24 protein-coding genes are annotated in these 23,775 nt (G+C 40.5%); 22 read left to right on the forward strand and 2 right to left on the reverse strand.

Features of this window, described 5'->3' with window-relative positions:
• A partial coding sequence (locus tag BLP46_RS06710; RefSeq protein WP_143000462.1) for an IS3 family transposase occupies nucleotides 1–229 on the forward strand: 229 nt, incomplete at its 5' end.
• A gap of 157 nt (nucleotides 230–386) precedes the next feature.
• Here the strand turns inward: BLP46_RS06710 and hisF are convergent.
• Nucleotides 387–1,142, reverse strand: coding sequence for an imidazole glycerol phosphate synthase subunit HisF (hisF, locus tag BLP46_RS06715; protein ID WP_092977500.1), 756 nt, complete (start codon nucleotides 1,140–1,142; stop codon nucleotides 387–389).
• Nucleotides 1,143–1,154: 12 nt separating this feature from the next.
• Nucleotides 1,155–1,769 carry an imidazole glycerol phosphate synthase subunit HisH gene (hisH, locus tag BLP46_RS06720; RefSeq protein WP_092977502.1) on the reverse strand — a complete coding sequence of 205 codons (615 nt, stop codon included), beginning with the start codon at nucleotides 1,767–1,769 and terminating at the stop codon, nucleotides 1,155–1,157.
• Nucleotides 1,770–1,954: 185 nt separating this feature from the next.
• On the opposite strand from hisH, the gene BLP46_RS06725 reads away from it, so the two are divergent.
• The 21 genes from BLP46_RS06725 to BLP46_RS06825 all read left to right on the forward strand — a co-directional run bounded on the left by BLP46_RS06725 (nucleotide 1,955) and on the right by BLP46_RS06825 (nucleotide 23,765).
• Nucleotides 1,955–2,851 carry a MurR/RpiR family transcriptional regulator gene (locus tag BLP46_RS06725; RefSeq protein WP_092977504.1) on the forward strand — a complete coding sequence of 299 codons (897 nt, stop codon included), beginning with the start codon at nucleotides 1,955–1,957 and terminating at the stop codon, nucleotides 2,849–2,851.
• Nucleotides 2,841–4,076: a BaiN/RdsA family NAD(P)/FAD-dependent oxidoreductase gene (locus BLP46_RS06730; protein ID WP_092977506.1), complete on the forward strand. Its 1,236-nt coding sequence runs from the start codon at nucleotides 2,841–2,843 to the stop codon at nucleotides 4,074–4,076. Before BLP46_RS06725 ends, BLP46_RS06730 begins: the two co-directional genes overlap by 11 nt.
• A 69-nt stretch (nucleotides 4,077–4,145) precedes the next feature.
• The gene (gene cmk, locus BLP46_RS06735; RefSeq protein ID WP_092977508.1) at nucleotides 4,146–4,814 is read left to right on the forward strand and encodes a (d)CMP kinase; all 669 of its coding nucleotides are present in this window, start codon (nucleotides 4,146–4,148) and stop codon (nucleotides 4,812–4,814) included.
• Nucleotides 4,814–5,446, forward strand: a complete 633-nt coding sequence (locus BLP46_RS06740; RefSeq protein ID WP_092977510.1) for a lysophospholipid acyltransferase family protein — start codon at nucleotides 4,814–4,816, stop codon at nucleotides 5,444–5,446. Before cmk ends, BLP46_RS06740 begins: the two co-directional genes overlap by 1 nt.
• Nucleotides 5,427–7,424 (forward strand): bifunctional 4-hydroxy-3-methylbut-2-enyl diphosphate reductase/30S ribosomal protein S1, encoded by a 1,998-nt coding sequence (locus tag BLP46_RS06745; protein WP_092977512.1) that lies wholly within the window; start codon nucleotides 5,427–5,429, stop codon nucleotides 7,422–7,424. The genes BLP46_RS06740 and BLP46_RS06745 overlap by 20 nt, the downstream gene beginning before the upstream one ends.
• Before the next feature lie 55 nt (nucleotides 7,425–7,479).
• Nucleotides 7,480–8,055, forward strand: coding sequence for a hydrolase (locus BLP46_RS06750; protein WP_092977514.1), 576 nt, complete (start codon nucleotides 7,480–7,482; stop codon nucleotides 8,053–8,055).
• A gap of 143 nt (nucleotides 8,056–8,198) precedes the next feature.
• Nucleotides 8,199–9,614, forward strand: a complete 1,416-nt coding sequence (locus BLP46_RS06755; RefSeq protein WP_143000463.1) for an IS5 family transposase — start codon at nucleotides 8,199–8,201, stop codon at nucleotides 9,612–9,614.
• 34 nt (nucleotides 9,615–9,648) lie between these two features.
• Nucleotides 9,649–11,628 carry an NAD-dependent DNA ligase LigA gene (gene ligA / locus BLP46_RS06760; RefSeq protein WP_092977516.1) on the forward strand — a complete coding sequence of 660 codons (1,980 nt, stop codon included), beginning with the start codon at nucleotides 9,649–9,651 and terminating at the stop codon, nucleotides 11,626–11,628.
• 160 nt (nucleotides 11,629–11,788) lie between these two features.
• Nucleotides 11,789–12,739, forward strand: a complete 951-nt coding sequence (locus tag BLP46_RS06765; protein WP_092977518.1) for an ATPase, T2SS/T4P/T4SS family — start codon at nucleotides 11,789–11,791, stop codon at nucleotides 12,737–12,739.
• The gene (locus BLP46_RS06770) at nucleotides 12,720–13,229 is read left to right on the forward strand and encodes a stage III sporulation protein AB (RefSeq protein WP_318259518.1); all 510 of its coding nucleotides are present in this window, start codon (nucleotides 12,720–12,722) and stop codon (nucleotides 13,227–13,229) included. Before BLP46_RS06765 ends, BLP46_RS06770 begins: the two co-directional genes overlap by 20 nt.
• A gap of 8 nt (nucleotides 13,230–13,237) precedes the next feature.
• A complete protein-coding gene (gene spoIIIAC, locus BLP46_RS06775) occupies nucleotides 13,238–13,432 on the forward strand; it encodes a stage III sporulation protein AC (protein WP_092977522.1) in 195 nt (64 codons plus the stop codon).
• 1 nt (nucleotide 13,433) lies between these two features.
• On the forward strand, nucleotides 13,434–13,823 hold the full coding sequence (locus BLP46_RS06780; RefSeq protein ID WP_092977524.1) for a SpoIIIAC/SpoIIIAD family protein: 390 nt from the start codon (nucleotides 13,434–13,436) through the stop codon (nucleotides 13,821–13,823).
• Nucleotides 13,824–13,833: 10 nt separating this feature from the next.
• Nucleotides 13,834–14,955: a stage III sporulation protein AE gene (locus tag BLP46_RS06785; protein WP_092977525.1), complete on the forward strand. Its 1,122-nt coding sequence runs from the start codon at nucleotides 13,834–13,836 to the stop codon at nucleotides 14,953–14,955.
• On the forward strand, nucleotides 14,952–15,425 hold the full coding sequence (locus BLP46_RS06790; protein ID WP_167669203.1) for a stage III sporulation protein AF: 474 nt from the start codon (nucleotides 14,952–14,954) through the stop codon (nucleotides 15,423–15,425). The genes BLP46_RS06785 and BLP46_RS06790 overlap by 4 nt, the downstream gene beginning before the upstream one ends.
• Nucleotides 15,426–15,428: 3 nt before the next feature.
• On the forward strand, nucleotides 15,429–15,881 hold the full coding sequence (locus BLP46_RS06795; protein WP_092977529.1) for a SpoIIIAG-related protein: 453 nt from the start codon (nucleotides 15,429–15,431) through the stop codon (nucleotides 15,879–15,881).
• Between the two features lie 14 nt (nucleotides 15,882–15,895).
• Nucleotides 15,896–16,441, forward strand: coding sequence for a SpoIIIAH-like family protein (locus tag BLP46_RS06800; RefSeq protein WP_167669204.1), 546 nt, complete (start codon nucleotides 15,896–15,898; stop codon nucleotides 16,439–16,441).
• A 74-nt stretch (nucleotides 16,442–16,515) separates the two neighbouring features.
• Nucleotides 16,516–16,956 carry a transcription antitermination factor NusB gene (nusB, locus tag BLP46_RS06805; protein ID WP_092977533.1) on the forward strand — a complete coding sequence of 147 codons (441 nt, stop codon included), beginning with the start codon at nucleotides 16,516–16,518 and terminating at the stop codon, nucleotides 16,954–16,956.
• Nucleotides 16,953–17,903: a tRNA (adenosine(37)-N6)-threonylcarbamoyltransferase complex transferase subunit TsaD gene (locus tag BLP46_RS06810; protein ID WP_092977535.1), complete on the forward strand. Its 951-nt coding sequence runs from the start codon at nucleotides 16,953–16,955 to the stop codon at nucleotides 17,901–17,903. Before nusB ends, BLP46_RS06810 begins: the two co-directional genes overlap by 4 nt.
• A complete protein-coding gene (xseA, locus tag BLP46_RS06815) occupies nucleotides 17,884–19,095 on the forward strand; it encodes an exodeoxyribonuclease VII large subunit (RefSeq protein ID WP_092977538.1) in 1,212 nt (403 codons plus the stop codon). The genes BLP46_RS06810 and xseA overlap by 20 nt, the downstream gene beginning before the upstream one ends.
• 1 nt (nucleotide 19,096) lies before the next feature.
• Entirely contained in the window at nucleotides 19,097–22,627 is a 3,531-nt protein-coding gene (locus tag BLP46_RS06820) for a DNA polymerase III subunit alpha (RefSeq protein WP_092977540.1), read from the forward strand.
• A gap of 145 nt (nucleotides 22,628–22,772) precedes the next feature.
• Nucleotides 22,773–23,765, forward strand: a complete 993-nt coding sequence (locus BLP46_RS06825) for an ABC transporter substrate-binding protein (protein WP_092977542.1) — start codon at nucleotides 22,773–22,775, stop codon at nucleotides 23,763–23,765.
• Nucleotides 23,766–23,775 lie beyond the last annotated feature (10 nt).

Genomic DNA, 23,775 nt, shown 5'->3' on the forward strand with positions numbered 1-23,775 from the left:
ATACGGCATAACGCCGTCAATGTCAAGGCGTGGTAATCCATATGACAACGCTTTAGCCGAAAATTTCTTTTCAATTCTCAAAACGGAATGTATCCACAGAGTAAAACTTTCCGGATATGAAGAGGCTCGCCTCTTCATATCCGAATACATCAATTTTTACAACAATTACCGTATTCAAACTAAAACAAAACTGACTCCGCTTGAAAAACGAAATCAGTTTGTTGCTTAAAATTTTATTTTCTACCAATTAGGCTGTTTTTGTACTGTCTGCTCAATCTGGGGCAGGTCAAAAAACGACAGGTGCAGTATTTGTATGCTTAGATTTTTCTATAAAATGAGCGAAAATCTGCCTCATTTTAGTGGAATATCGGGCGTTTGCACGTAGATTATAATCTGACAGGGATTCCTTTTTTGTCAAGATATTCTTTAAGTGTTGGAATCGGAATTTCTCCAAAATGGAAAAGTGAGGCTGCAAGCACTGCATCGGCTTTGCCTTTGGTGAATGCGTCATAGAAATGTTCAAGCGCTCCGGCACCTCCGCTTGCAATAACCGGAATGTTAACTTTTTCCGATACAGCCTTTGTAAGTTCAATATCATAACCGTTTTTCTGTCCGTCTTCGTCCATACTTGTAAGAAGTATTTCTCCTGCGCCAAGTTCTTCACATTTTACTGCCCATTCAACGGCATCAATGCCCATCGGTTTTCTTCCGCCGTTTACATATACTTCCCAGCTTGTACCTTTGCGTTTAGCGTCAATTGCCGCAACAACACACTGACTGCCGAATTTATAAGCTGCTTCGCTGATGAGCTCAGGTCTGTATACAGCGGCTGAATTTACGGAAACTTTATCTGCTCCGGCACGCAGAAGAACGTTAAAATCATCAACGCTTCTGATACCTCCGCCGACAGTAAACGGAATAAAGATAGAATTTGCCACTTTTTCAACCATATCAATTGTGATATTTCTTGAATCGCTTGATGCAGTAATGTCAAGAAAGACCAATTCGTCTGCGCCTTGTTTGTCATACTGCTTTGCACATTCAACAGGGTCGCCTGCGTCAACAAGATTTACAAAGCTCATTCCTTTAACAACTCTGCCGTTCTTTACGTCAAGGCAGGGAATTATTCTTTTTGCATACATAACTTATCCTCCTTAGCCTTTTACAATATCGGCAAAGTTTTTCAAAATTTTAAGACCGGTTTCACCGCTTTTTTCCGGGTGGAACTGGGTTGCAAATACGTTATCCTTTTCAATTGCCGCATCAATTGTAACTCCGTATTTTGTCTGAGCTGAAACAATATTTTTATCCGCTGCATTAAGAAAATATGAGTGAACGAAATAAACGTACGGATTTTTGTCAATACCTTTAAATAGTCCGTCATTCTTTTTTATTTCAAGACTGTTCCAGCCGATATGGGGGATTTTTAAGCCATCGCCTGACGAAATTTTTGAAATCGTTCCGTCAAAAATTCCAAGTCCTTTGGCATCCGGACTTTCCTCACTTTTGGGAAACAAAAGCTGAAGTCCAAGGCAAATTCCCAAAAACGGCTTTTTGCTGTTAATAAAGTCAATAACAGTATCTTTGATACCGTATGAATTCATCGTATCCATTGTGTCTCCAAATGAGCCTACTCCCGGCAAAACCGCACCGTCAGCCTGCAAAATTTGTTCTTTATCTCTGGTAATAAACGCTTCACAGCCTATATATTTCAAAGCCTTGTTTACACTTTGAATATTTCCTGCTCCGTAATCAATAATAGCAATCATAAATTCATCTCCCAAAGCGATAATAGGATACCTAATTTTAACATAATGAATGTACTTTTGCAACAAAAACAAAATAATCTCTCAAATCGGGTCAAAATTTTACTAAAAATAATCCATCAATCATTGAATTATGCAAGTTAATGTGTTAAAATGAAAGAGTATTTAAAAATAGGGAGTATCATACAATGATAACGCATCTTCTTACAAGAATAGATTTAATGATGAATTCATTTTCAAAAGGACAAAAAAGAATTGCCCTTTATATTGAGGAACACTATGACAAAGCCGCTTTTATGACGGCTTCAAAGCTCGGACAGACAGTCGGTGTGTCTGAAAGCACTGTTGTCAGATTTGCAACCGAGCTTGGATATGACGGCTATCCGTGCCTTCAAAAAGCTATGCAGGAGATGATTCGCAACAAGCTGACTTCTGTTCAAAGAATAGAAGTTACTTCAAGCAGAATCGGAAACGAGAATGTGCTTGACAGCGTTCTTAACCAGGATATTGAGAAAATTCGCCGAACCATTGAGGAAACTTCTAACGAAGATTTTAATCGTGCCGTTCAGGAAATCTGCAATGCTGAAAGAATATATATTTTCGGTGTTCGTTCAACCGCCGCTATTGCAAGTTTTCTGGCTTACTATTTTGAGTTGATTTTTGACAACGTACGTCTTATAAATACCACAAGCGCAACATCAACCTATGAACATATCTTCAGAATTACCGAAAAAGACGTTATAATCGGAATTTCATTTCCACGTTACAGCAGTATGGCAATTGAAGCGATGAACTTTGCACGTTCCCGCGGAGCACATGCAGTTGCGCTGACTGACAGTATGGCTTCGCCTCTTGTTCAGTCTGCCGATTCCGTCCTTATAGCACGCAGTGATATGGCTTCAATCGTCGATTCGCTTGTTGCACCGCTCAGTCTTATAAATGCACTTATCGTTGCAACCGTATTAAAGAAAAAGGAGGAGGTTTCCGAAACATTCCGTAACCTTGAACAGGTGTGGAATCGTGAGGGCGTTTATACAAGTCACGACAGGGAACATCCGATAGCGGCTGATGAAGATGAAAAATAAATCTGTTGTTGTAATCGGCGGAGGAGCGGCAGGACTTATTGCCGCAGGTACCGCTGCCGAAAATGGGGCTTCCGTTAACCTGATTGAAAAAAATAATCGCGTCGGCAGAAAAATAATGATTACAGGCAAGGGCAGGTGTAATATTACCAATAATTGTGATGTCCAGACTTTTATAAGCAATGTACCTGTAAACGGAAGATTTTTGTATTCTGCCATAAATTCGTTTAATCCGTGGGAGGCAATGAATTTTTTTGAAAGCCTCGGGCTCAGCCTTAAAACAGAGAGAGGCAACCGTGTTTTTCCGATTTCCGACAAGGCGGTTGACGTTGTCGATTCACTCAACGGTTATATTGAGCAAAACGGTGTAAAACTCATCAACGACACTGCAACAGCGCTTGTAATCAATAACGGAAATTTATGTGCTGTTAAATGCAAAGGAAAAACTTATGAAGCTGACTGTGTGATAGTTTGCTGCGGCGGAAAGAGTTATCCTTTGACAGGCTCAACCGGTGACGGATATACTCTTGCAAAGCAGGCAGGACACACGATAATTACGCCAAAACCGTCGCTTGTGCCTCTTGAGAGCTGTGATTCCGAATGTAAATCCATGCAGGGGTTATCGCTGAAAAATGTTTCTCTTAAAATAATTAACCGTTCAAACGGCAAAACATCATACAGTGATTTTGGTGACATGCTTTTTACCCATTTTGGAATGAGCGGACCGATGATTCTTTCCGCAAGTTCACATTTGCGTGATATAACGGCAGGAAAATACTATGCAGAAATTGACTTGAAACCTGCGCTCGATTTTGAACAGCTTGACAAAAGAATCAGACATGATTTTACTGAAAATTCAAATAAAGATGTGTCAAACTCATTTTCAAAGCTTTTGCCGAGAAAAATAATTATTCCCGTGCTAAAGCGCTGGGGCGTTCCGTTTGATAAAAAATGTAATGTAATAACAAAGGAAGAGCGCCGAAAGCTTTGTGAAATTCTTAAAGCTTTTACGGTTGATATAAGCGGTTTCAGACCGATTGAGGAAGCCATTATTACCTCAGGCGGCGTAAAAACCACAGAAATTAATCCCAAAACTATGGAAAGCAAGCTTTTAAACAACCTGTATTTTGCTGGTGAAGTTATTGACTGTGACGCATACACCGGCGGATTTAATTTGCAGATAGCTTGGAGTACGGGCAGACTTGCCGGTAATTCCGCCTCAATCTAAATATACTTGAAAACTGTATAATTCTAATTTAGAAATATTATATTAAAATAAAACACAAGGAGAATTTATATGTCTGTTGTAATAGCACTTGACGGCCCTGCAGGAGCAGGAAAATCCTCAATCGCAAAAAAAGCGGCAAAAGCTCTTGATTATATATATGTAGACACAGGTGCACTTTACCGCACAATAGGTCTTGCCGCAAGCCGCGAAAATGTTGAGCCAAAACCGTCAAAAGAAGTTGAAGAACTTTTAGACAAAATTAACGTAGATTTAACATTTAATAGCCTTGGTGAACAGGTAGTTTTGCTTGACGGCGAAGATGTGTCAGGTGAAATTCGTACTCCTGAGGCTTCAATGATGGCGTCAAAAATATCGGCTGTTCCTGCGGTAAGAGCATATCTTCTTGACTTGCAGCGCAATATGGCTAAAACCCATAACGTTATTATGGACGGACGTGATATAGGTACGGTGGTTCTTCCAAATGCGAAAGTAAAAATATTTTTAACAGCGTCACCCGAGGCAAGAGCTCAGAGAAGATATAAAGAGCTTTGTGAAAAAGGCATGGACGTTAAGTATGAGGATGTACTTAACGATGTAATACAGCGTGATTATAATGATACTCACCGAGATGTTGCGCCACTTAAGCCAGCCGATGGCTGTGTAATTGTCGATACGACAGAGCTTGATTTTGAACAGTCTGTTGACAAAATAATTTCAGTAATCAAGGAGAATATTTAATGGGACAGTCAAAAGTTCTTTACTCAATCGGACGAGTAGTTTGTACTCCGATATATAAACTCTGTTACAGATATAAGGCTATTAACAATCACACAATTCCCGAGAGCGGAGGCTGTATTCTCGCATGCAACCACATTTCTTTTGCAGACCCTGTTCTTTTAGGCCTTTGCCAAAAACGCAGACTGTTTTTTATGGCTAAATCCGAACTTTTTAAAAATAAATTTTTCGCTTCGGTTATACGTGCCCTCGGTGCGTTTCCAGTGGAAAGAGGCGCAGGAGATAACAAAGCCATCAAAACAGGCGAGGACTTAATCAAAGACGGCGAAGTTATGACTATTTTTATTGAGGGCGGCAGAACCAAAACCGGCGATTTAATGCGCCCACGTTCGGGTTGTGCGCTTGTTGCTCAACAGATGCAGGTGCCTGTGATTCCCGCATGTATTACCGTTGTCGGAAATCCAAAGCACAGGTTTTCAAAATGTGTTGTACATTTTGGTGAGCCGCTTACTCCCGAACAATTGGGGCTTACTCCCGACGGAGGCAGGAGAGAGCTTAGAAACGCCTCAAATAAGATAATGGACGAAATAAAAAAGATGAGGGAGCAAGATTTACGTGAGTATAAAAAAGGCTGAGTCGGCAGGCTTCTGTTTTGGTGTAAACCGAGCCATTAATATTGTGAATGATTTAATTGTAAACGATGTTAAAGTCTGTACCCTCGGACCGATTATTCACAATATGGAGCTTGTGCGTGAATTAAAAGAAAAGGGATGCCGACCGATAGATGATATTGATGAGCTTAAAGACGGTGAAACGCTTGTAATACGTTCACACGGTGTCCCAAAGTCGGTAATAGATAAGCTTGGCGCAAAGGGTATTGACTATAAAGACGCAACTTGTCCGTTTGTAAAGAAAATTCATAACATCGTGGCTCAGGCAAATCCGGATTATGATATTGTTTTGATAGCGGGTAACAAGAATCACCCGGAAGTGCAGGGCATAATCGGCAATTGCCTTGCCGAGTGCTATACTTTTAATAATGAAGCCGAGCTTGAAGAAATATTGCCTATTATTCTTAAAAAGAACAATACAAACTTAAAGGTTGTTGCACAAACCACTTTTGATACAAAAGAATGGGAAAAATCCGTAAAAAAGATAAAAAAACTATGTACAAATGTAAAAATATTTGATACAATATGTAATGCTACGTCAGTTAGGCAGAGTGAAGCTGATTTAATTGCTGCTCAGTCGGACTTTATGTTAGTTATAGGTGACAGACACAGTTCAAATACGGCAAAGTTATTTGATATTTGCAAAAGGCGATGTTCTGATACCGTACTGATTGAAACCGCCAGGGAACTTGATACGGCAAAGGTTCGGGCTGCCAAAGACATAGGCGTGACTGCCGGTGCGTCAACACCGACAAGGATAATAAAGGAGGTACTGGATACAATGAGTGAAATTAAATCCGGTGAAACAAATGTTGAAGAATCTTTTGAGGAGCTGCTTGAAGAGTCCCTCAAAAACTTAAATACAAATGAGAGGGTAATGGGTACAGTAATCAGTATTGCACCTAACGAAGTTCAGGTTGACGTCGGCAGAAAACAGACAGGCTTTATTCCTGTTTCAGAGCTTTCAAACGATCCAAACGCTAAACCTGAAGATATTGTAAAAATCGGCGATAAAATCGAGCTTCTTATCATGAAGACTAACGACCAAGAGGGTACAATTATGCTTTCAAAGCGCAGAGTTGACGCTCAGAAGGGTTGGGAAGAACTTCAGGGCAAGGTTGAATCTCAGGAAATTCTCACAAGCAAGGTTACAGAAGCTGTTAAGGGCGGCGTAATTGTACTTTACAACAACGTAAGAGTATTTATCCCTGCTTCACAGGCTACTGCAAGCCGTGACGAAAAGCTTGAGGATCTCGTTGGTCAGGAAGTTAACTTCAGACTTATTGAGGTTTCACAGCGCGGCAGACAGAGAAGAGCAATCGGCTCAATCCGCAGTGTACTCAAAGAGCAGAGAGCTGCTCAGCGTGAAGAATTTTGGAAGAACTGCGAAATCGGCAAGCGTTACAAGGGCGTTGTTAAGTCACTTACAAGCTACGGCGCATTTGTTGATCTTGGCGGTGTGTTCGGAATGATTCACATCTCAGAACTTTCTTGGACACACATCAAGCATCCGAGCGAAGTTGTTAACGTTGGCGACACTGTTGATGTTTACATAAAGGACATCAACGAAGAAACAAAGAAAATTTCTCTTGGCTTCAAAAATGCCGAAGACAATCCGTGGGAAATTCTTAAGAGAGATTATCCTGAGGGAACAGTAGTAAAAGCTAAGATTGTTGGCCTTACAACATTCGGTGCTTTTGCAAATATTATCCCTGGTATTGATGGTCTTATCCACATTTCTCAGATTGCCAACCAGAGAATCGACAAGCCCGCTGACATTCTTTCAGTTGGTGAAACTGTTGAAGCAAAAATCACAGCAATTGATTTTGACAAAAAGCGTGTAAGTCTTTCAATGCGTGCTCTTCTTCCTGAAGACGAGCAGGCTCCTACAAAGGAAACAGCTCCCGAAGAAGCTCCTGCAGAGACAGAAAGCGCTGAATAATTCTATCGATTAAGGGCACTTTATAAGTGCCCTTTATTTTTTTACGGAGGACATTATGACGCCACAAGAAGAATTTATCGCAATCTATAATGAACATATCACACGCCAGGGTGCCGATGATTTGCTTGAATGGCTGAAACGCACCGACTTTTTTACCGCTCCTGCAAGCACAAGGTATCATTGTGCCTGTGAAAACGGATTGGTAATGCACTCGGTAAGTGTTTTTAACACTATGATGGAAAAACACTTTGATGAAGAAACCGACAGTGTTGAAAGCTTTGCAATTTGCGGTTTGCTTCACGATTTATGTAAGGCACAGTTTTATAAGGTGTCTTCACGCAATGTGAAAAATGAAACTACGGGACAGTGGGAAAAAGTTCCTTATTATGCTGTTGACGACCAATTTCCGTACGGACACGGAGAAAAATCGGTATTTCTCATTGAACGAAAAATGCACCTTAAAATTGATGAAGCCATGGCGATTCGCTGGCATATGGGTGAGTTTGGCGACAAAAACAGCAATACCATCAGTCAGGCTTACGACCGCTATCCGCTTGCCGTAAAATTGCATCTTGCTGACCTTGAATCAACATTCTTGCGTGAAAAGGGAACATCTGCCGTTAATAAATAATCGCTGTAATTCAATTTAATTAATGCCAACTGAATAATCTCAATTATCCGATAAACAGTGCAAAACCTGTCAAAACGTGGTATAATAAATGCAAGGAAAACGGTTGAAAAGCCGCAAAAAGCTTGTATTTGGAGATGGATGGGATGTATAAATTCGATAACGGACAGATAAGTCTTGAAGATTTCGGACAGCCGGTTGGCATGAATCTGAAAAACAGTAATCGATGGGTGAAGCGCGCACAGATGATTCCGTGGCTTGAGATCGAGAAGAAATACGCGAAGCTTTTCTCCAACAAGAAGGGCAATGTCGCGAAGTCGCTTCGTCTAGGTCTCGGCGCGAGAATCATTCAGGCGGAGTACGGCTACTCCGACGCGGAGATCCCGCTTCAAATCCAAGAGAATCCGTATCTCCAATACTTCTGCGGCTACAAAGCCTTTGACGACAGCAAGCCGCCGTTTGATCCATCGATGATGGTGTACTTTCGTAAGCGCCTGACACCTGAGATCATCGGAGAAATCAATGAAATGATAATCTCCGCCGAACAGGCGAAGCTTGAAAAAGAGAAGGAAGAATCACAAAAAGACGAATCCGACGATTCCGATGATATCGATAAGAACAGCGGAACGATGATCGTTGACGCGACCTGCGCTCCGTCGCAGATTTCATTTCCGCAGGACATTTCGTTGCTCAATAAGGCTCGTGAGTGCAGCGAGAAAATCATTGACGAGCTGCACGTGAAAGGTGAGCAAAAGCCGCGCACATACCGCAAGAAAGCGCATAAAGACTACACTTCTTACGCCCGCATCCGCAAACCGAAAGCAAAGCAGACGCGTAAGGCGATCGGAAATCAACTTGGTTATCTCAAAATGAACATCGGTCACATCGAAAAAATGCTCGCCGGTGGAAAAACATTTCCCGCAAAATTCGAGGAAAAGTTTTCCACAATCCAAACGATCTACACCCAGCAAAAAGAAATGTACGATAACCGTACGCACAGTGTTAAGGACAGGATCGTCAGTCTGAGCCAGCCGTGGATCCGACCGATCGTGCGCGGAAAAGCCAAGGCGAAGGTAGAGTTTGGCGTAAAGCTGGATATTAGCGTTTGCGAGGGCTGGACGCGTCTCGAAAGACACAGCTTTGACGCATACAATGAGTCCACGGGCTTGAAGGATATGATCGAACAGTACAAGGAGCGTACGGGACATTATCCCGAGCGTGTACTTGTCGATAAAATCTATCGCACCCGCGAGAATCTGAAATACTGCAAACAGCACAAAACCAGGCTCTCCGGACCGGCTCTCGGCAGGCCGAAAAAGGATGCCGAGGTCGACAAAAAACAGAATTATATCGACGAATGTGAACGTGTTGAGGTTGAGCGTAAGTTCAGCCTCGCCAAACGCAAATGCGGCATGGGGATGATAGTGACAAGACTGAAGGAAACGACTTGCCACAGCATCGCTATGTCCGTCCTGCTCCTCAACCTGAGAAGGATTGAGAAGCTGAGGGCGGAGATATTGTTGCTCTTTGCCTGCAGTTTGAAATTTGGGTTTGTTCAGTAGATATTAATTAATTAGCTTAAACAGGAGAGTATATATGGATATAATATTGGCTGAACGCCGCATAAAAGAATTAACCGAACAGCTTGAATATCATAATAATTTATATTATAACAAAGACGATCCTGAAATTTCTGATTATGAGTACGACAAAATGCTTAGAGAACTTGAAGAGCTCGAAAAGCAGTATCCTCAGTTCAAGTCGCCCTTATCGCCGACAAGCAGGGTTGGAGGCATGGCAGGTGAAAAGTTTTCTCCTGTTGTGCATACCGTACCGCTTGAGAGCTTGCATGACAGTTTTTCTCACGCTGAAATGCGTGACTTTGACCGCAGGGTGCGTGAGGTCGTACCTGACGTAACATATATAGTTGAACCGAAGTTTGACGGCTTGTCAGTTGCCTGCGAGTATCAAAACGGCGTCTTTGTGCGAGGTTCAACACGGGGCGACGGCATAACAGGCGAAGACGTTACCGATAATCTTATGACAATTAAAAGCTTGCCAAAGCGTATTCCTAACGCACCGGAGTTTTTGGAAGTCAGAGGAGAAGTTTATATGTCGTTTAAGAGCTTTGAAGAGCTTGTTAAGCGGCAGGAAGATAATGACGAAAAACCTGCAAAAAATCCCCGAAATGCTGCCGCAGGTTCACTCAGACAAAAAAATGCAAAAATTACAGCGCAAAGAAAATTAGATATATTTATTTTTAATGTTCAACAGGTGACAGGAACAGAACTTAAATCTCACAGACAAAGCCTTGATTATCTTTCCGAGCTTGGTTTTCCAACATCTTTTTACAAGGTGTGTGACACGATTGATGAGGCTCTTGAGCAAATTGAGCAAATCGGAAACAGCCGCGGCGAATTTGACTACGCAATTGACGGCGCCGTTGTTAAGGTAGACAGTTTTGAGGCACGCCGTGCTTTGGGAAGTACGGCTAAATATCCCAAGTGGGCGGAGGCATATAAGTATCCTCCGGAAGAAAAAGCAACAAAATTGCTTGACATTGAAATAAATGTAGGCAGAACAGGAGTCTTGACTCCTGTCGGAATTTTTGAACCGGTTTTGCTTGCAGGCACAACCGTCAGCCGTGCAACTCTGCATAATCGTGATTTTATTGAAGAAAAGGGGATTTGTATCGGAGATACGGTTGTAATTCGTAAAGCTGGCGAGATTATTCCCGAGGTTCTTTCCGTAAGTGAACATCCGTCGGATGCAAAGCCGTTTGTATTTCCGACAGTATGTCCTTCCTGCGGAAGTCCTGTTGTGCAGGATGATGAAGCCGCTACACGCTGTACAAATACCGATTGTCCGGCTCAGCTTATGAGGCATATGATTCATTTTGTAAGCCGTGACGCTATGGATATTGATGGACTTGGTCCCGCATTTCTCGAACAGCTTTTAAAAGAGAAACTCGTAAAATCTCCCGCTGATTTATATCGATTAAAGACGGATGATATATCTGCCTTTGAGCGCAAGGCTGAAAAATCTGCCAATAACCTGATAAATTCAATTCAGAAGTCAAAGGATAACGAGCTTTACCGACTTGTATATGCTCTCGGTATACGCAATATAGGGCTAAAGGCGGCAAAATTATTGTGTGAGCATTTTCTTACCGTTAACGATTTGATGAACGCTAAAGCCGAAGATTTTGAGAGCATTGACGGGTTTGGCTCGGTTATGGCACAAAGCCTTGAAAATTATTTTTCACTTGAGAGCACAAAACAGCTCATTGCTGACCTTAAAGATTTGGGTCTTAAAATGAAACCCTCCGAACAAAAAATTTCCGGAGGAGTTTTTGAGGGCAATACTTTTGTTTTAACAGGAACTTTGCCTACGATGACAAGAAGTGAAGCCTCCAAAATTATTGAACAAAACGGCGGAAAGACCAGTTCTTCGGTGTCTAAAAAGACTTCATATGTTCTTGCCGGAGAAGAGGCAGGCTCAAAGTTAACAAAAGCGCAGAAACTCGGAATTGAAGTCATTTCGGAAGAACAGTTTTTAAGTATGATTGATAAATAATAAGCTAATATCAAATATTTCCTTATTTGTAGGCAGAGATTTTCTACTGATAACACAAATCTAAATATAATAATATTTATGACCACGGTTAAAAATCGTGGTCATATTTTTATGCTTGTCAACATAGTAATTAGTGTAATGATTTTTGGAGGAATGTAAAATGACAAAGATTGATGACAACGGACGACTTCGGCAAGCATCAGCCTGTCTTTCGGCTTCATTAAGAAAAAAACTTTTGCCGTTTATTAACCAACTTGAGGGCACGGCAATGGAAATCAGGTTAAGGCTTAATCGCCCTTTAATGATTATATGCATAAATTCCAAGTATTACATAACTGCCGACGGCAATCTGACGAGCTCAATTAACGATAAATATATGCTGACGGTTACAAAATCTGATATTGAAGAAACCTTTCAAAGTATTTGCAATTATTCGGTTTATACCAGACAAAACGAAATTGTCAACGGTTTTGTTACTATGCAGGGCGGACATCGTGCGGGCATATGCGGAACTGCCGTAATAGGCAACTGCAAAATTACAAATATCAGAGATATTTCATCAATAAATATACGAATTGCACGGCAGCATCGCGGATGTGCACAAAAGCTGTATAAGCAATTAAAAAATGATGACGGCGGAGTTTTGATATGCGGTGCACCTTGTTCGGGCAAAACTACTGTTTTAAGGGATTTGGCAAGAATATTGTCTACCGAATCGGAAAAGAATGTTTCACTTATTGACGAACGAGGAGAACTTGCCGGAACTTGTTCAGGAGTTTATCAGAATGACATAGGAATGTGTGATGTTTACGACTGCTATTATAAAAGTGACGGCATGATTCAGGCAATCCGAAGTATGTCGCCTGATGTTGTGGTATGCGATGAAATCGGTTCATCAGACGACGTAATAGCAATTGAGCAGGCTATAAACAGCGGCGTTAGAATTATTGCTACCGTCCATACCTCAAACGCTGAAGAATTGAGGCAAAAGGAAAATATAATGTCGCTGTTAAGATTCGGAGCATTTTCAAAAATTGTTTTTCTTTCCGATAGGACAAAAATCGGTCAGGTATCCAAAATATCAGAGGTCGGTGAATTTCTTGATACTTAAAATTTTAGGAAGTCTGTTGCTGGTATCAGCTTGCTTTGTGACGGGGTGTATAAAGTCTAAAGCATTATACAGGCGCCGTGAGTTTTTGGAAAATTTGCTTGTATTCATATCTTTGCTTGAAACAAATCTAAGGTTTAGCGGCTCTGATATTTTTACTCTTATATCTGCTTCGGCAAATTCTGATGATATGAGATATTTGATCGTTGATTCGAGCCAAACAGATAAAGCTTTTTCAGAATTGTGGAACGCCAACGTGTCAGAACTTCCGAACTCTTTGGCGCTCAAAGGCGAGGATAAAAAGCTTTTAACAGACTTTGGCTCAGAGCTTGGAAAGTCTGATTTAGAAGGTCAAATAAAGCATTTGCAGCTTTATCAGTCGATGTTTCAGCGACAACTTTTGTCTGCTCAGAATGAGATTGCAAAAAAATCAAAATTATATAAAATAATGGGGCTTTTTGTCGGCGTTTCAGTCGCCCTGGTTATGATATAGAGGTAAAAATGGATGTTGAACTTATTTTCAAGATAGCGGCAATAGGCATAATTGTAGCCGTTTTATCTCAGCTTTTAATAAGAAGCGGACGTGAGGAACAGGCAATGCTAACAACGCTTGCAGGACTTATTGTAGTGCTTACATTAATAATTACTCAAATCAGCAATTTATTCACTACAATAAAGCAATTGTTTGGTTTTTAAAATGAATGTTATTACAATTTGCGTATTGGCGGTTACAACGGTTATTTTTGTTGTTACGCTAAGACCAAAAAACGGAGAAATTGCATTGATGCTCGGCATCGCCTGTTCGGTAATGATGTTGCTATCCGTGTTGTCGCAGGCATCTGCAATTTTTTCTACTATATCCAACATAATTGCCGTGTCGGATATAAGTACAAGCTATGTTGTTATTTTACTAAAGGTAATCGGTATTTGTCTTGTTACAGAGTTTGCTGTGAATACTTGCAATGATGCGGGAAGCAAGGCTCTTGCTTCAAATGTTTCACTTGCAGGCAAAATTTTGGTAACTGTCACCTCGCTTCCGCTTTATGCGGACATACTTAATGTGGTGCTGTCACTTTTAAAAAGGTGAGGACGTTAGTTTGAAAAAATGGACTGTTATAATTTTCTTAATTATCGCTCTTTTTTTCTCTTCTTCAATTACCGTAAATGCAGAGGAGAACAGCAATATTCAATATGATTTTTCAGCAGTTTACGAAAGCTTGTCTGACGAAGCAAGGCAGAGTCTTGAAAACATCGGTGCTGAATCTGTTGATGTGCAAAAACTAAGTCAAATTTCTTTTGATTCGGTCGTAGGTGAAATTTCAAATATTGCTGCACAAAATGCTGAAATGCCCCTTAAGGGACTGATTACAATCATAGCGTTATTGCTTTTATGCTCAATATTGTCTGCATATCGCAACACCCTCAGCAGTGATGTATCAACGGCGATAAATATAGTGTCTGCACTTTGTATAACCTGTGCGGTTGCAATGCCTGCAATATCGGTAATTGATTCAGCTGCATCGGTAATCGAAATTTCAAGTAATCTTATGCTTTCATATATTCCGATTATTACGGTTATTATGGCTTCATCGGGACAGGCTGCGAGTTCGGGGGCTTATTATGCTTCAATGATAGCCGCCGGAGAGGGAGTGGGCCAAATTTCTTCCAAAATAGTTGTCCCGTTCTTAAATATGTTTTTAGGTTTGAGCATAACGTCAAATATATCTCCCGACATAAACCTTGGCGGTTTTACAAATATAATTGCAAAAATAATCAAATGGCTGCTTGGATTTGCAATGACAATCTTTACATCTATACTTGCCGTAAAGCAACTGATAACCGGTTCTCTTGACAATGTTTCGGGCAGAGCTGTTCGATTTGCGTTGACTTCGTTTGTGCCGATTGTGGGACCTGCTTTGTCAGACGCATATCGCACTGTTCAAGGCAGTGTATCAATGCTCAAATCCGGAATGGGAGTTTTCGTTATTATAGCGATAGCTGTGGTATTTATGCCTGTTATTATCCAAAGTTTTATGTGGGTAATAACCCTTTGGGTCGGCAAATCAACTGCCGAGGTACTAAATCTTTCTCAGACTGCAAAACTTTTACAAAGCGTTTCAACCGTGTTTACCACCCTTATAGCTATTCTGCTTTGCATAATGTCAATTTACATAATATCAAGCGCAGTTGTTCTGCTGGTGGGCGGTGGCGACAGTTGAAAAGTCTAAGTGCAGTTGCGGCGGTAATTTGTGCGTCTTCGCTTATTTGTACGCTTGTTTCAACCTTTGTGTCAGAAAGCAGTACGAAGAAAATGATCAATCTTGTGTTAGGGGCTTTTATTATTTGCTCGCTTATAATTCCCATAAAAAATGCATTTGCGGATTTTAATTTAAATTTATCTCAGTATGAGAGCAGCGACGAGCTTTCGGCGTCATATGATGAAGCATACGAAAAGCAAGTGGTTAATCAAACTAAGGCAAATCTTGAGAAAACGCTTGAACAAATTCTTGAGCAAAACAGTATTAAAATCAATAGCTGTGAAATAATTTTGTCTGTAAAGGGTGATAACAGCATAATCATATCTTCAATAAGCATATATATAAGCAAAGAGTACACGCCTTACTCCGATAATATAAGCAGCATAACCCAACAAAATTTCGGAGTAAAGCCAAATGTAATCACGGAGTAGAATATGGAAGAAATCAAAAGTATTGGGAAAATTAAAAATATTTTTAAACCCGAAAAAATACGCAGCATAATTATTATTGCGGGTATTATCGGAATAGCGTTAATATTTTTATCATCATACGTTGATTTTGGTTCTGCTTCCGGAAAAAGAAAGGATGAGGAGTTTTCGGTAACAACTTACAGTACGGAAATTGAAAGCGACCTTCAATCGGTTTTATCGCAAATTGAGGGCGCCGGAAAAACAAAGGTGCTGCTCACTATGGAAAACAGCGTTGAATATGTTTATCTTAACGACAGCACCACAAAAACAAAGGAAATTCAACCCCTTATCAGAGGAGTGCTTGTGGTATGTGAAGGTGGTGACAGTCCTGTTGTAGTTGAGCGGATTACCCAGGCAGTGACAAAGGCACTTGACATATCAACAGCAAAAGTATGTGTTACAAAATTATCAGAATAAAGGTCGGGAGTATTATGAAATTTCAAAAGGTATATATTGTATTGGCTGCACTTGTATTGGCACTTGGCACGGCAGTGTATGTAAACTGGCAGTTTGGCGGAGGAAAAACCGACACAAGCGCCAAAGAACTTGGCGCAGCTTCGTATGTAAATGCAACAGTATCCTCGGCAACTGAGGACGAAAATGTGCAGACGGCGGCACTGTCCGAAAAACAGGAGAGTTACTTTGCAAATGAACGCACAAAGCGGCAGTCACTCCAGGATGAAGTTATCGACAAAGCAAATGAGATTTTAAAGCTTGAGGACGCTTCTGATGATGATATGACCGAAGCTCAAAAAGATGTTGAGAAAACCATCAAGAATTTTACCATTCAAGACAGTATTGAAAGTATTGTAAAGGCAAAGGGATTTTCCGAATGTTTGTGTTACATAAGCGATGACGGGGTAACGGTTGTTGTTCCTGATACCGAACTGAACGATACTTCGGCACTCGTGATTGACGATGCGGTAACATCACACTATGAGGTATCATATGACGACATCTCAATAGTGGGAGCATAAATTTGCTAAATTGTTTACTTTTGAAATCTGCTGTGTTATAATTATCCTGAATTAAAATGTAAAGTTGGTATATTATGGATAATGAATCTAACAACAGTCAGGTTACTCTTTCAAGAAGTGAAGCAAGAGAACAGGCGTTTATGCTTTTGTTCTCAGGTTCCTTTGATAATGAACCGGCAGAAGCAAAGATTGAAGATGATACTCAGCTTTTTGAGGGCGGAGTTTGCGGTTATGCACATTCGGTCGTAAGCGGTATTGAAGAAAAGCAGGCTGAGCTTGACGCTGAAATTTCAAAATATCTAAAAAAAGGCTGGACAATTGCAAGAATTTCAAAAGCCTCTCTTGCAATTCTCAGACTTGCAATTTATGAGATAAATTATGTTGACAGCGTTCCCGAAAGTGTTTCAATCAGCGAAGCGGTTGAGCTCGCAAAAAAATACACAATTGATGAAAGCAAGTTTGTCAACGGAATTTTAGGCGCATATGTCCGCAGAAAAGCAGGGGAAAAGCAATGAGTTTTTTTCTCGGGATTGATACTTCAAACTACACCACCTCAACAGCTGTTTTTGACAGCAATACCGGAAAATTCTTTCAGCAGAAAAAACTTTTGCCAGTAAAGCCGGGGGAGCTTGGCTTGCGCCAAAGTGACGCTGTGTTTCATCATACTGCTCAGCTTCATTTGCTGTTTTCAGAGCTTGTAAAAGATATTGATTCTAAAGATATAGCCGCAATCGGCGCATCGTCAAGACCGCGACCGGTTGACGGCTCATATATGCCGTGTTTTACTGTTGGAGAGAACACGGCTAAAATTTTATCATCGGCACTCAAAGTCCCTTTATATACTTTTTCTCATCAGGAGGGTCACATTGCCGCGGCTTTGTATGACTCTAAAAGTGAGAATTTATTTACTGAAAAATTTCTTGCGTTTCACGTTAGCGGCGGAACTACGGAAGCGGTAATTTCAAAAGGAAACGGATATGGATTTTCACTTGATTTAGCTGCCAAATCACTTGATTTGAATGCCGGACAAGCTATTGACAGGGTGGGGCTTATGCTTGGACTAAGATTTCCGTGCGGAGCAGAGCTGGAAAAACTTGCTTTGAAGAACACAAAGAAAATTTCTGTTCGTCCTACTCTCAAAGAATGCGATTGCTGCCTTAGCGGACTTGAAAACATTTGCAGGCGATTGCTTGAAAATAATGAATCCAAAGAATATATTGCCGCATATTGCATTGAGTATATACGAAAGACCTTGTCGCTTATGACCGATAAGCTGCTTTTAAAATACGGAACAATGCCCGTGCTTTATGCAGGCGGGGTTATGTCCGATTCCATTATACAAAATTCGTTTAAAGAAAAATACAATGCGGCTTTTGCACAGCCGAGCTTGTCTTCGGATAATGCCGTAGGCATTGCATATCTTGCATACAGGAAGTATAAAAATGTACACACCGAATTTTAAGACCCCCTCAATATTGAACGTCTCACAACTAAATACCTATATAAAATCACTGTTAGAAAATGATATAAAACTCAACACTGTCTTTCTTGCAGGGGAAATCTCTAATTTTAACGTTAACAGCAAAAGCGGTCATGCGTATCTGACTTTAAAAGATGAAAGTTCGGTTATTCGCAGCATAATGTTTGCAGGTAACCTCAGGTATCTGAAATTTATGCCTGCAAACGGAATGAAAGTAATTTGTCGTGGCAGGGTAACGGTTTATGCTCCGACAGGTCAGTATCAGCTTAATATCGAAGATATGCAGCCTGACGGTATAGGTGCATTAACGCTTGCCTATGAACAGCTTAAGGCGAAATTGTCTCAAAAAGGACTTTTTTCTGTTGAGCATAAAAAGCCATTGCCTCGCTTTCCTCAGACTGTCGGGGTAATAACCTCTCCGACAGGAGCGGCAATACAGGATATTAGAAAAACTCTGTTAAGACGTTTTCCTTGCGTTGACATTGTTCTCTGTCCTGTCCTTGTTCAGGGCGACGGTGCCCCCGAGCAGCTTATAAGAGCTGTAAAACTGCTCGACGAATACAATCTTTGTGATGTTATCATCATCGGCAGGGGCGGAGGTTCGGTTGAAGATTTGTGGGCGTTTAACAACGAAAATCTTGCTTATGCAATTTATGACTGCAAAATCCCTGTGATTTCTGCTGTCGGTCATGAAATAAATGACACCATATGTGACTTTGTAGCCGATAAACGTGCAGCAACACCAACCGCCGCAGCAGAGATAGCAGTGCTGGACCAAAATGAACTCAGAGCATTTTACCGCAATCAATTTCAGTATGTAACTTCATCGGTTAATAATCTGTTAAATAACAGCAACTTGCTTGTGTCAAATCTTCGTCACAGGCTTTCAGCCGTTTCTCCGAAAACTGTAATTAATGAATATGAGTTGAATCTGAAAAACACTTCTAATGTCATTTCGGGAAAAATGGATGAAAGGCTTAATTTTGATTTATCCAAAATTAAAAATACGGCTTCAAAGCTTGACGCACTTAATCCGATTTCTGTTCTTGCAAGAGGATATTCAATAGCAGAAAAGGACGGCAAGGTAATAAGCTCAAAAAAACAGCTTCATAGCGGTGATAAATTTACGCTTGAATTTTCTGACGGAAAAATCACAGCAACGGCAGGTGAGTAAAATGGCTTTTTCACATTTACACGTCCACACCGAATACAGCTTGCTTGACGGTGCGTGCAGAATAAGTAAAATTGCAAAAGCGGCAAAGCAGATGGGGATGAACTCTCTTGCAATTACAGACCACGGAGTTATGTACGGCGTAATTGATTTTTACAGGGCTTGCAAAAATGAGGGAATAAAGCCGATAATCGGGTGTGAAGTATACGTTGCTCCTCATTCAAGGTTTGACAAAACTACCGCTTATGAAAAGTATTATCATATGATACTTCTTTGTGAGAATAATATCGGCTATCAAAATCTTATAAAGCTTGTGTCTCTCGGATTTACCGAGGGCTTTTATTCCAAACCGAGAATTGACGATGAACTGTTAAAGCAGTACCACGAGGGCTTGATTTGCCTTTCTGCCTGTCTTGCAGGTGAAATTCCGCAAAAGCTTCTCAACGGAGATTATTCTGCCGCAAAGCAAAAAGCTGAATTTTACAGAGATATGTTTGGCAAGGATAATTTTTTTATTGAACTTCAAAATCACGGGATTCGGGAAGAATCCGAAGTTCTTCCGCAGCTCGTCAGGGTTGCAAAAGAAGTCGGGGTCAGTATAGTTGCCACCAACGACAGTCATTATATTCAAAAATCCGACAGCCAAATGCACAGTATACTTTTATGCATACAGACCAACGGTACTGTTGATGACAGCAACAGAATGGAATTTCTGACTGATGAGTTTTATCTTAAATCAGAGCAGGAAATGCGTGAATTGTTTTCGGAATATTCCGAGGCTCTTGACAATACCCAGCTTATTGCGGACAGGTGTAACGTTGAATTTGAGTTTGGTGTTCGCAGGTTGCCTCGTTTTGATTTGCCAAACGATGAAAATCATCTTGATTATTTTCGCAGAAATTGTTACAGAGGACTATATTTGCATTACGGCGAAAATCCCGACAAATCCATAATTGACCGACTTGAGTACGAAATAAATACGGTTTCACAAATGGGTTTTGTGGATTATTATCTTATTGTAAATGATTTTGTTCAATACGCAAAATCAAAAAATATCCCTGTAGGACCCGGAAGAGGCTCAGGAGCAGGTTCACTCTGTGCCTATTGCATAGGAATCACTGCTGTTGACCCAATAAAACATAATTTGCTTTTTGAACGTTTTTTAAATCCCGAACGTGTAAGTATGCCTGATTTTGACATAGACTTTTGTCAACGCCGTCGCAAAGAAGTAATAGACTATGTAATCGAAAAATACGGAAGCGACCATGTAGCACAGATTATATCCTTTGATACTATGGCGGCAAAAGCGGCTTTACGTGATGTGGGCAGAGCCTTGGCTATGTCATATGCCGCTGTTGATTCAATAGTAAAATTGATTCCAAACGAACTTAATATTACAATTGACCGTGCTATGAGTATAAGCTCGGAACTTAGAAGACAATATGAAAATGACGAACAAACAAAAACGCTGATAGACATTGCTAAAAGTATTGAGGGAATGCCTCGTCATTCAACAACCCATGCGGCAGGCGTTGTAATTACAGATAAACCGGTTTATGATTATGTGCCGCTTTCCAAAAACGACGATGTAATTGTTACCCAGTTTCCGAAAAATGACCTTGAAGACCTCGGATTGCTCAAAATGGACTTTTTAGGACTTCGTAATCTTACGGTTATTGATGATGCGGAAAAACTGATAAAACACAGCAATCCAAACTATTCGCCCGATGATATTGACGAAAACGATAAACAGGTTTTTGAAATGTTTTCAAAGGGAAACACCGAAGGGGTCTTTCAGTTTGAGAGTCAGGGAATAAGGAATGTTTTGGTTCAGTTAAAACCAGATTGTTTTGAAGATATTCTTGCGGTTGTCTCACTCTATCGTCCCGGACCTATGGGAAGTATTCCAACTTATATTGACTGCCGCCATAATCCGTCTCATATACATTACAAGCATCCTTTACTCAAGGATATTTTAAAGGATACCTACGGTTGCGTTGTATTCCAGGAGCAGGTAATTCAAATTATCCGCAAACTTGCAGGGTACAGCATTGGGCGTGCGGATATTGTGCGCCGTGCAATGAGCAAGAAAAAGCACGATGTAATGGAAAAAGAAAGAAGTATTTTTATCAACGGCCTTGTTGATGAGCACGGCAATATGGTAGTTGACGGTTGCGTAAGACGTGGTGTTGACGCCAAGACGGCAAATGCTATTTTTGATGAGATGGAAAGCTTTGCTTCATATGCGTACAATAAGGCGCATGCCGTATCATACGCCGTTACGTCATATAAAACCGCTTGGTTAAAATGTCACTATCCACGAGAGTATATGGCCGCATTGCTTTCAAGTGTTCTCGGCAGCCAAAATAAAACCGCTCAGTACATTACCGAGTGTAAACGCCTTAACATCAATGTTTTGCCTCCAAGCGTAAATGAGAGTAATCACGATTTTACAGTAAGCGGAAAAAACATCAGATACGGATTGTTGGCTGTAAAAAATCTTGGCAGACAGTTTATTGACCGCATAATAGCAGAAAGAAGTTCGGGCATTTATACATCGTTTTTTGATTTTTGCAAACGCCTTTACGGAAAGTATATGAACAGCCGTGCAATAGAAAGTCTCATAAAATGCGGTGCTTTTGACGGAATGGGGGCTAACAGACGTCAGCTCTTGGCTGTTACAAAAACGGTTCTTGATGACCTTGACTATGAATCAAAACATAATCTTAACGGTCAGCTTTCGTTTTTTGAAATCGGTGATGATAATCATCATAAATCTTCAATGCCAAACCTTCCTGATTTACCTGAATTTCCCAAGAGTGAGCTTTTGCATATGGAAAATGAAATTGCCGGTATGTATCTTAGCGGACATCCCATGGACGACTATGCGGATTTTGCAAGAATTACAAAGGCGGACAGAATCGGTGAAATAATTTCAAATGACAGTGAGTTGTACTTTGACGGAAAAACCGTTACCGTTGTGTGTATAGTAAAGTCTGTGAAAGCTCAGCTTACTAAGACTAACAAAATGATGGCTTTTGCGGTTGTCGAAGACAGATTCGGTACAATCGAAGTTGTTGTGTTCCCGAATGTTTACGAAAAGTGTGCAATGCTCTTAAACGATTCTAATGCTTTGATAATCAGAGGACATCTCAATTTTAAGGAAAATGAAGAACCGAAGATAATTTGTGATTCGGTAGAAAAGGCACGAACAAACGAAGAGTGCAAAAATTTCGATGTCAATCGCAACGCAGCGCCAAATTATCCTGTTCATAATTTAAATGCATCATCAAATAACGCTGTACCTGCTATTCCTAAAGCACTGTATTTAAGAATTGACGATTTAAATACCGAATTGTATCATAAAGCCAAAAGGGTTCTTGATATTTTTGAGGGAAATACTCCTGTTATTTTTTATCTCACAAATTCAAACCGCAAGGTCAAAGCTCCTGTCAATATGTGGGTAAGCCTTAATGATGTGATGATAAAGGAACTCAAGTTTCAACTTGGTGATTCCAATGTTGTAGCAAAATAGACAAAAAGAGATACTTGATATTATAAATAACGTATAAATATTTTAATTGCTATTGAAAATCTTCCTGTTTTTTTGTATAATTATCTAAGTTAGATTATTAACGCATAAAAGTGTAAAAGCACTAAAGCTTTTAGGAGGATTATTTATGAACAAGACAAAAAGAATAATTGCGGGTTCACTTGCTGCACTCACAATCTCACTTGGTTTTGCAGGCTGCGGAGAATCAGCTTCTTCAAGCTCTTCTGACTCAGGTGATGCCGCTAAAGTTTACAATATCGGAATTTGCCAGCTTATTCAGCATGATGCGCTTGACGCTGCAACAAAAGGCTTCAAAGACGCCCTTACTGAAAAACTCGGTGCAGATAATGTAAAATTTGATGAACAGAATGCTCAGGGCGATTCTCAGAACTGTATTACAATTTGCAATCAGTTTGTTTCTTCTAATTATGACCTGATTCTCGGAAACGGAACAGCCGCTTTACAGGCTGCTTATACAGCTACCGATACAATTCCAATCTTAGGAACTTCTGTAACCAACTATGCTACTGCACTTGAAATCAGTGATTGGAAAGGCTATACGGGAATTAACATTTCGGGAACTACCGACCTTGCTCCGCTTGACCAGCAGGCTGAGCTTGCAAAGGAACTTTTGCCTGACAAAAAAACAGTTGGTATTCTCTACTGTTCTGCTGAGGCAAATTCAAAATATCAGGTTGACACAATCACACCTTATTTTGAAAAAGAGGGATATACTGTTAAGGAATATTCATTCTCCGACTCAAATGACCTTGCCGCTGTAACAACAACAGCATGTGACGAAGCTGATTTTCTGTATATTCCAACAGATAACACAGCAGCCGCTAATGCCGAGAATGTAAATAACATTGCTTTTGAAAAGAAAATTCCTGTTATTGCAGGTGAAGAGGGAATATGCAAAGGCTGCGGTATTGCAACCCTTTCTATAAGCTATTATGACCTTGGTAAAAAGACCGGTGAAATGGCATATGATATTTTGGTTAACGGAAAAGATGTTTCTACAATGGAAATTCAGAATGCCTCTACTACCAAGAAATATGATGCAGACAGATGCAAAGCTTTGGGAATAGAAGTTCCTGACGGCTTTGAAACTGTTGAGTAAATTAAATTTG

This window comes from Ruminococcus sp. YE282 (assembly GCA_900101355.1).
In the GTDB taxonomy this organism is placed as follows: domain Bacteria; phylum Bacillota; class Clostridia; order Oscillospirales; family Acutalibacteraceae; genus Ruminococcoides; species Ruminococcoides bromii_A.

Excerpts from the sequence above, each read along its gene's own strand:
- cmk (WP_092977508.1), top strand. The coding sequence starts at position 4,146 with ATGTCTGTTGTAATAGCACTTGACGGCCCTGCAGGAGCAGGAAAATCC.
- BLP46_RS06810 (WP_092977535.1), top strand. The coding sequence starts at position 16,953 with ATGAGTTTTTTTCTCGGGATTGATACTTCAAACTACACCACCTCAACA.
- BLP46_RS06825 (WP_092977542.1), top strand. The coding sequence starts at position 22,773 with ATGAACAAGACAAAAAGAATAATTGCGGGTTCACTTGCTGCACTCACA.
- BLP46_RS06725 (WP_092977504.1), top strand. The coding sequence starts at position 1,955 with ATGATAACGCATCTTCTTACAAGAATAGATTTAATGATGAATTCATTT.
- ligA (WP_092977516.1), top strand. The coding sequence starts at position 9,649 with ATGGATATAATATTGGCTGAACGCCGCATAAAAGAATTAACCGAACAG.
- BLP46_RS06780 (WP_092977524.1), top strand. The coding sequence starts at position 13,434 with ATGAATGTTATTACAATTTGCGTATTGGCGGTTACAACGGTTATTTTT.
- BLP46_RS06740 (WP_092977510.1), top strand. The coding sequence starts at position 4,814 with ATGGGACAGTCAAAAGTTCTTTACTCAATCGGACGAGTAGTTTGTACT.
- hisF (WP_092977500.1), bottom strand. The coding sequence starts at position 1,142 with ATGTATGCAAAAAGAATAATTCCCTGCCTTGACGTAAAGAACGGCAGA.
- hisH (WP_092977502.1), bottom strand. The coding sequence starts at position 1,769 with ATGATTGCTATTATTGATTACGGAGCAGGAAATATTCAAAGTGTAAAC.
- BLP46_RS06820 (WP_092977540.1), top strand. The coding sequence starts at position 19,097 with ATGGCTTTTTCACATTTACACGTCCACACCGAATACAGCTTGCTTGAC.
- nusB (WP_092977533.1), top strand. The coding sequence starts at position 16,516 with ATGGATAATGAATCTAACAACAGTCAGGTTACTCTTTCAAGAAGTGAA.
- BLP46_RS06795 (WP_092977529.1), top strand. The coding sequence starts at position 15,429 with ATGGAAGAAATCAAAAGTATTGGGAAAATTAAAAATATTTTTAAACCC.
- BLP46_RS06755 (WP_143000463.1), top strand. The coding sequence starts at position 8,199 with ATGTATAAATTCGATAACGGACAGATAAGTCTTGAAGATTTCGGACAG.
- BLP46_RS06730 (WP_092977506.1), top strand. The coding sequence starts at position 2,841 with ATGAAAAATAAATCTGTTGTTGTAATCGGCGGAGGAGCGGCAGGACTT.
- spoIIIAC (WP_092977522.1), top strand. The coding sequence starts at position 13,238 with ATGGATGTTGAACTTATTTTCAAGATAGCGGCAATAGGCATAATTGTA.
- BLP46_RS06765 (WP_092977518.1), top strand. The coding sequence starts at position 11,789 with ATGACAAAGATTGATGACAACGGACGACTTCGGCAAGCATCAGCCTGT.
- BLP46_RS06800 (WP_167669204.1), top strand. The coding sequence starts at position 15,896 with ATGAAATTTCAAAAGGTATATATTGTATTGGCTGCACTTGTATTGGCA.
- xseA (WP_092977538.1), top strand. The coding sequence starts at position 17,884 with ATGTACACACCGAATTTTAAGACCCCCTCAATATTGAACGTCTCACAA.
- BLP46_RS06750 (WP_092977514.1), top strand. The coding sequence starts at position 7,480 with ATGACGCCACAAGAAGAATTTATCGCAATCTATAATGAACATATCACA.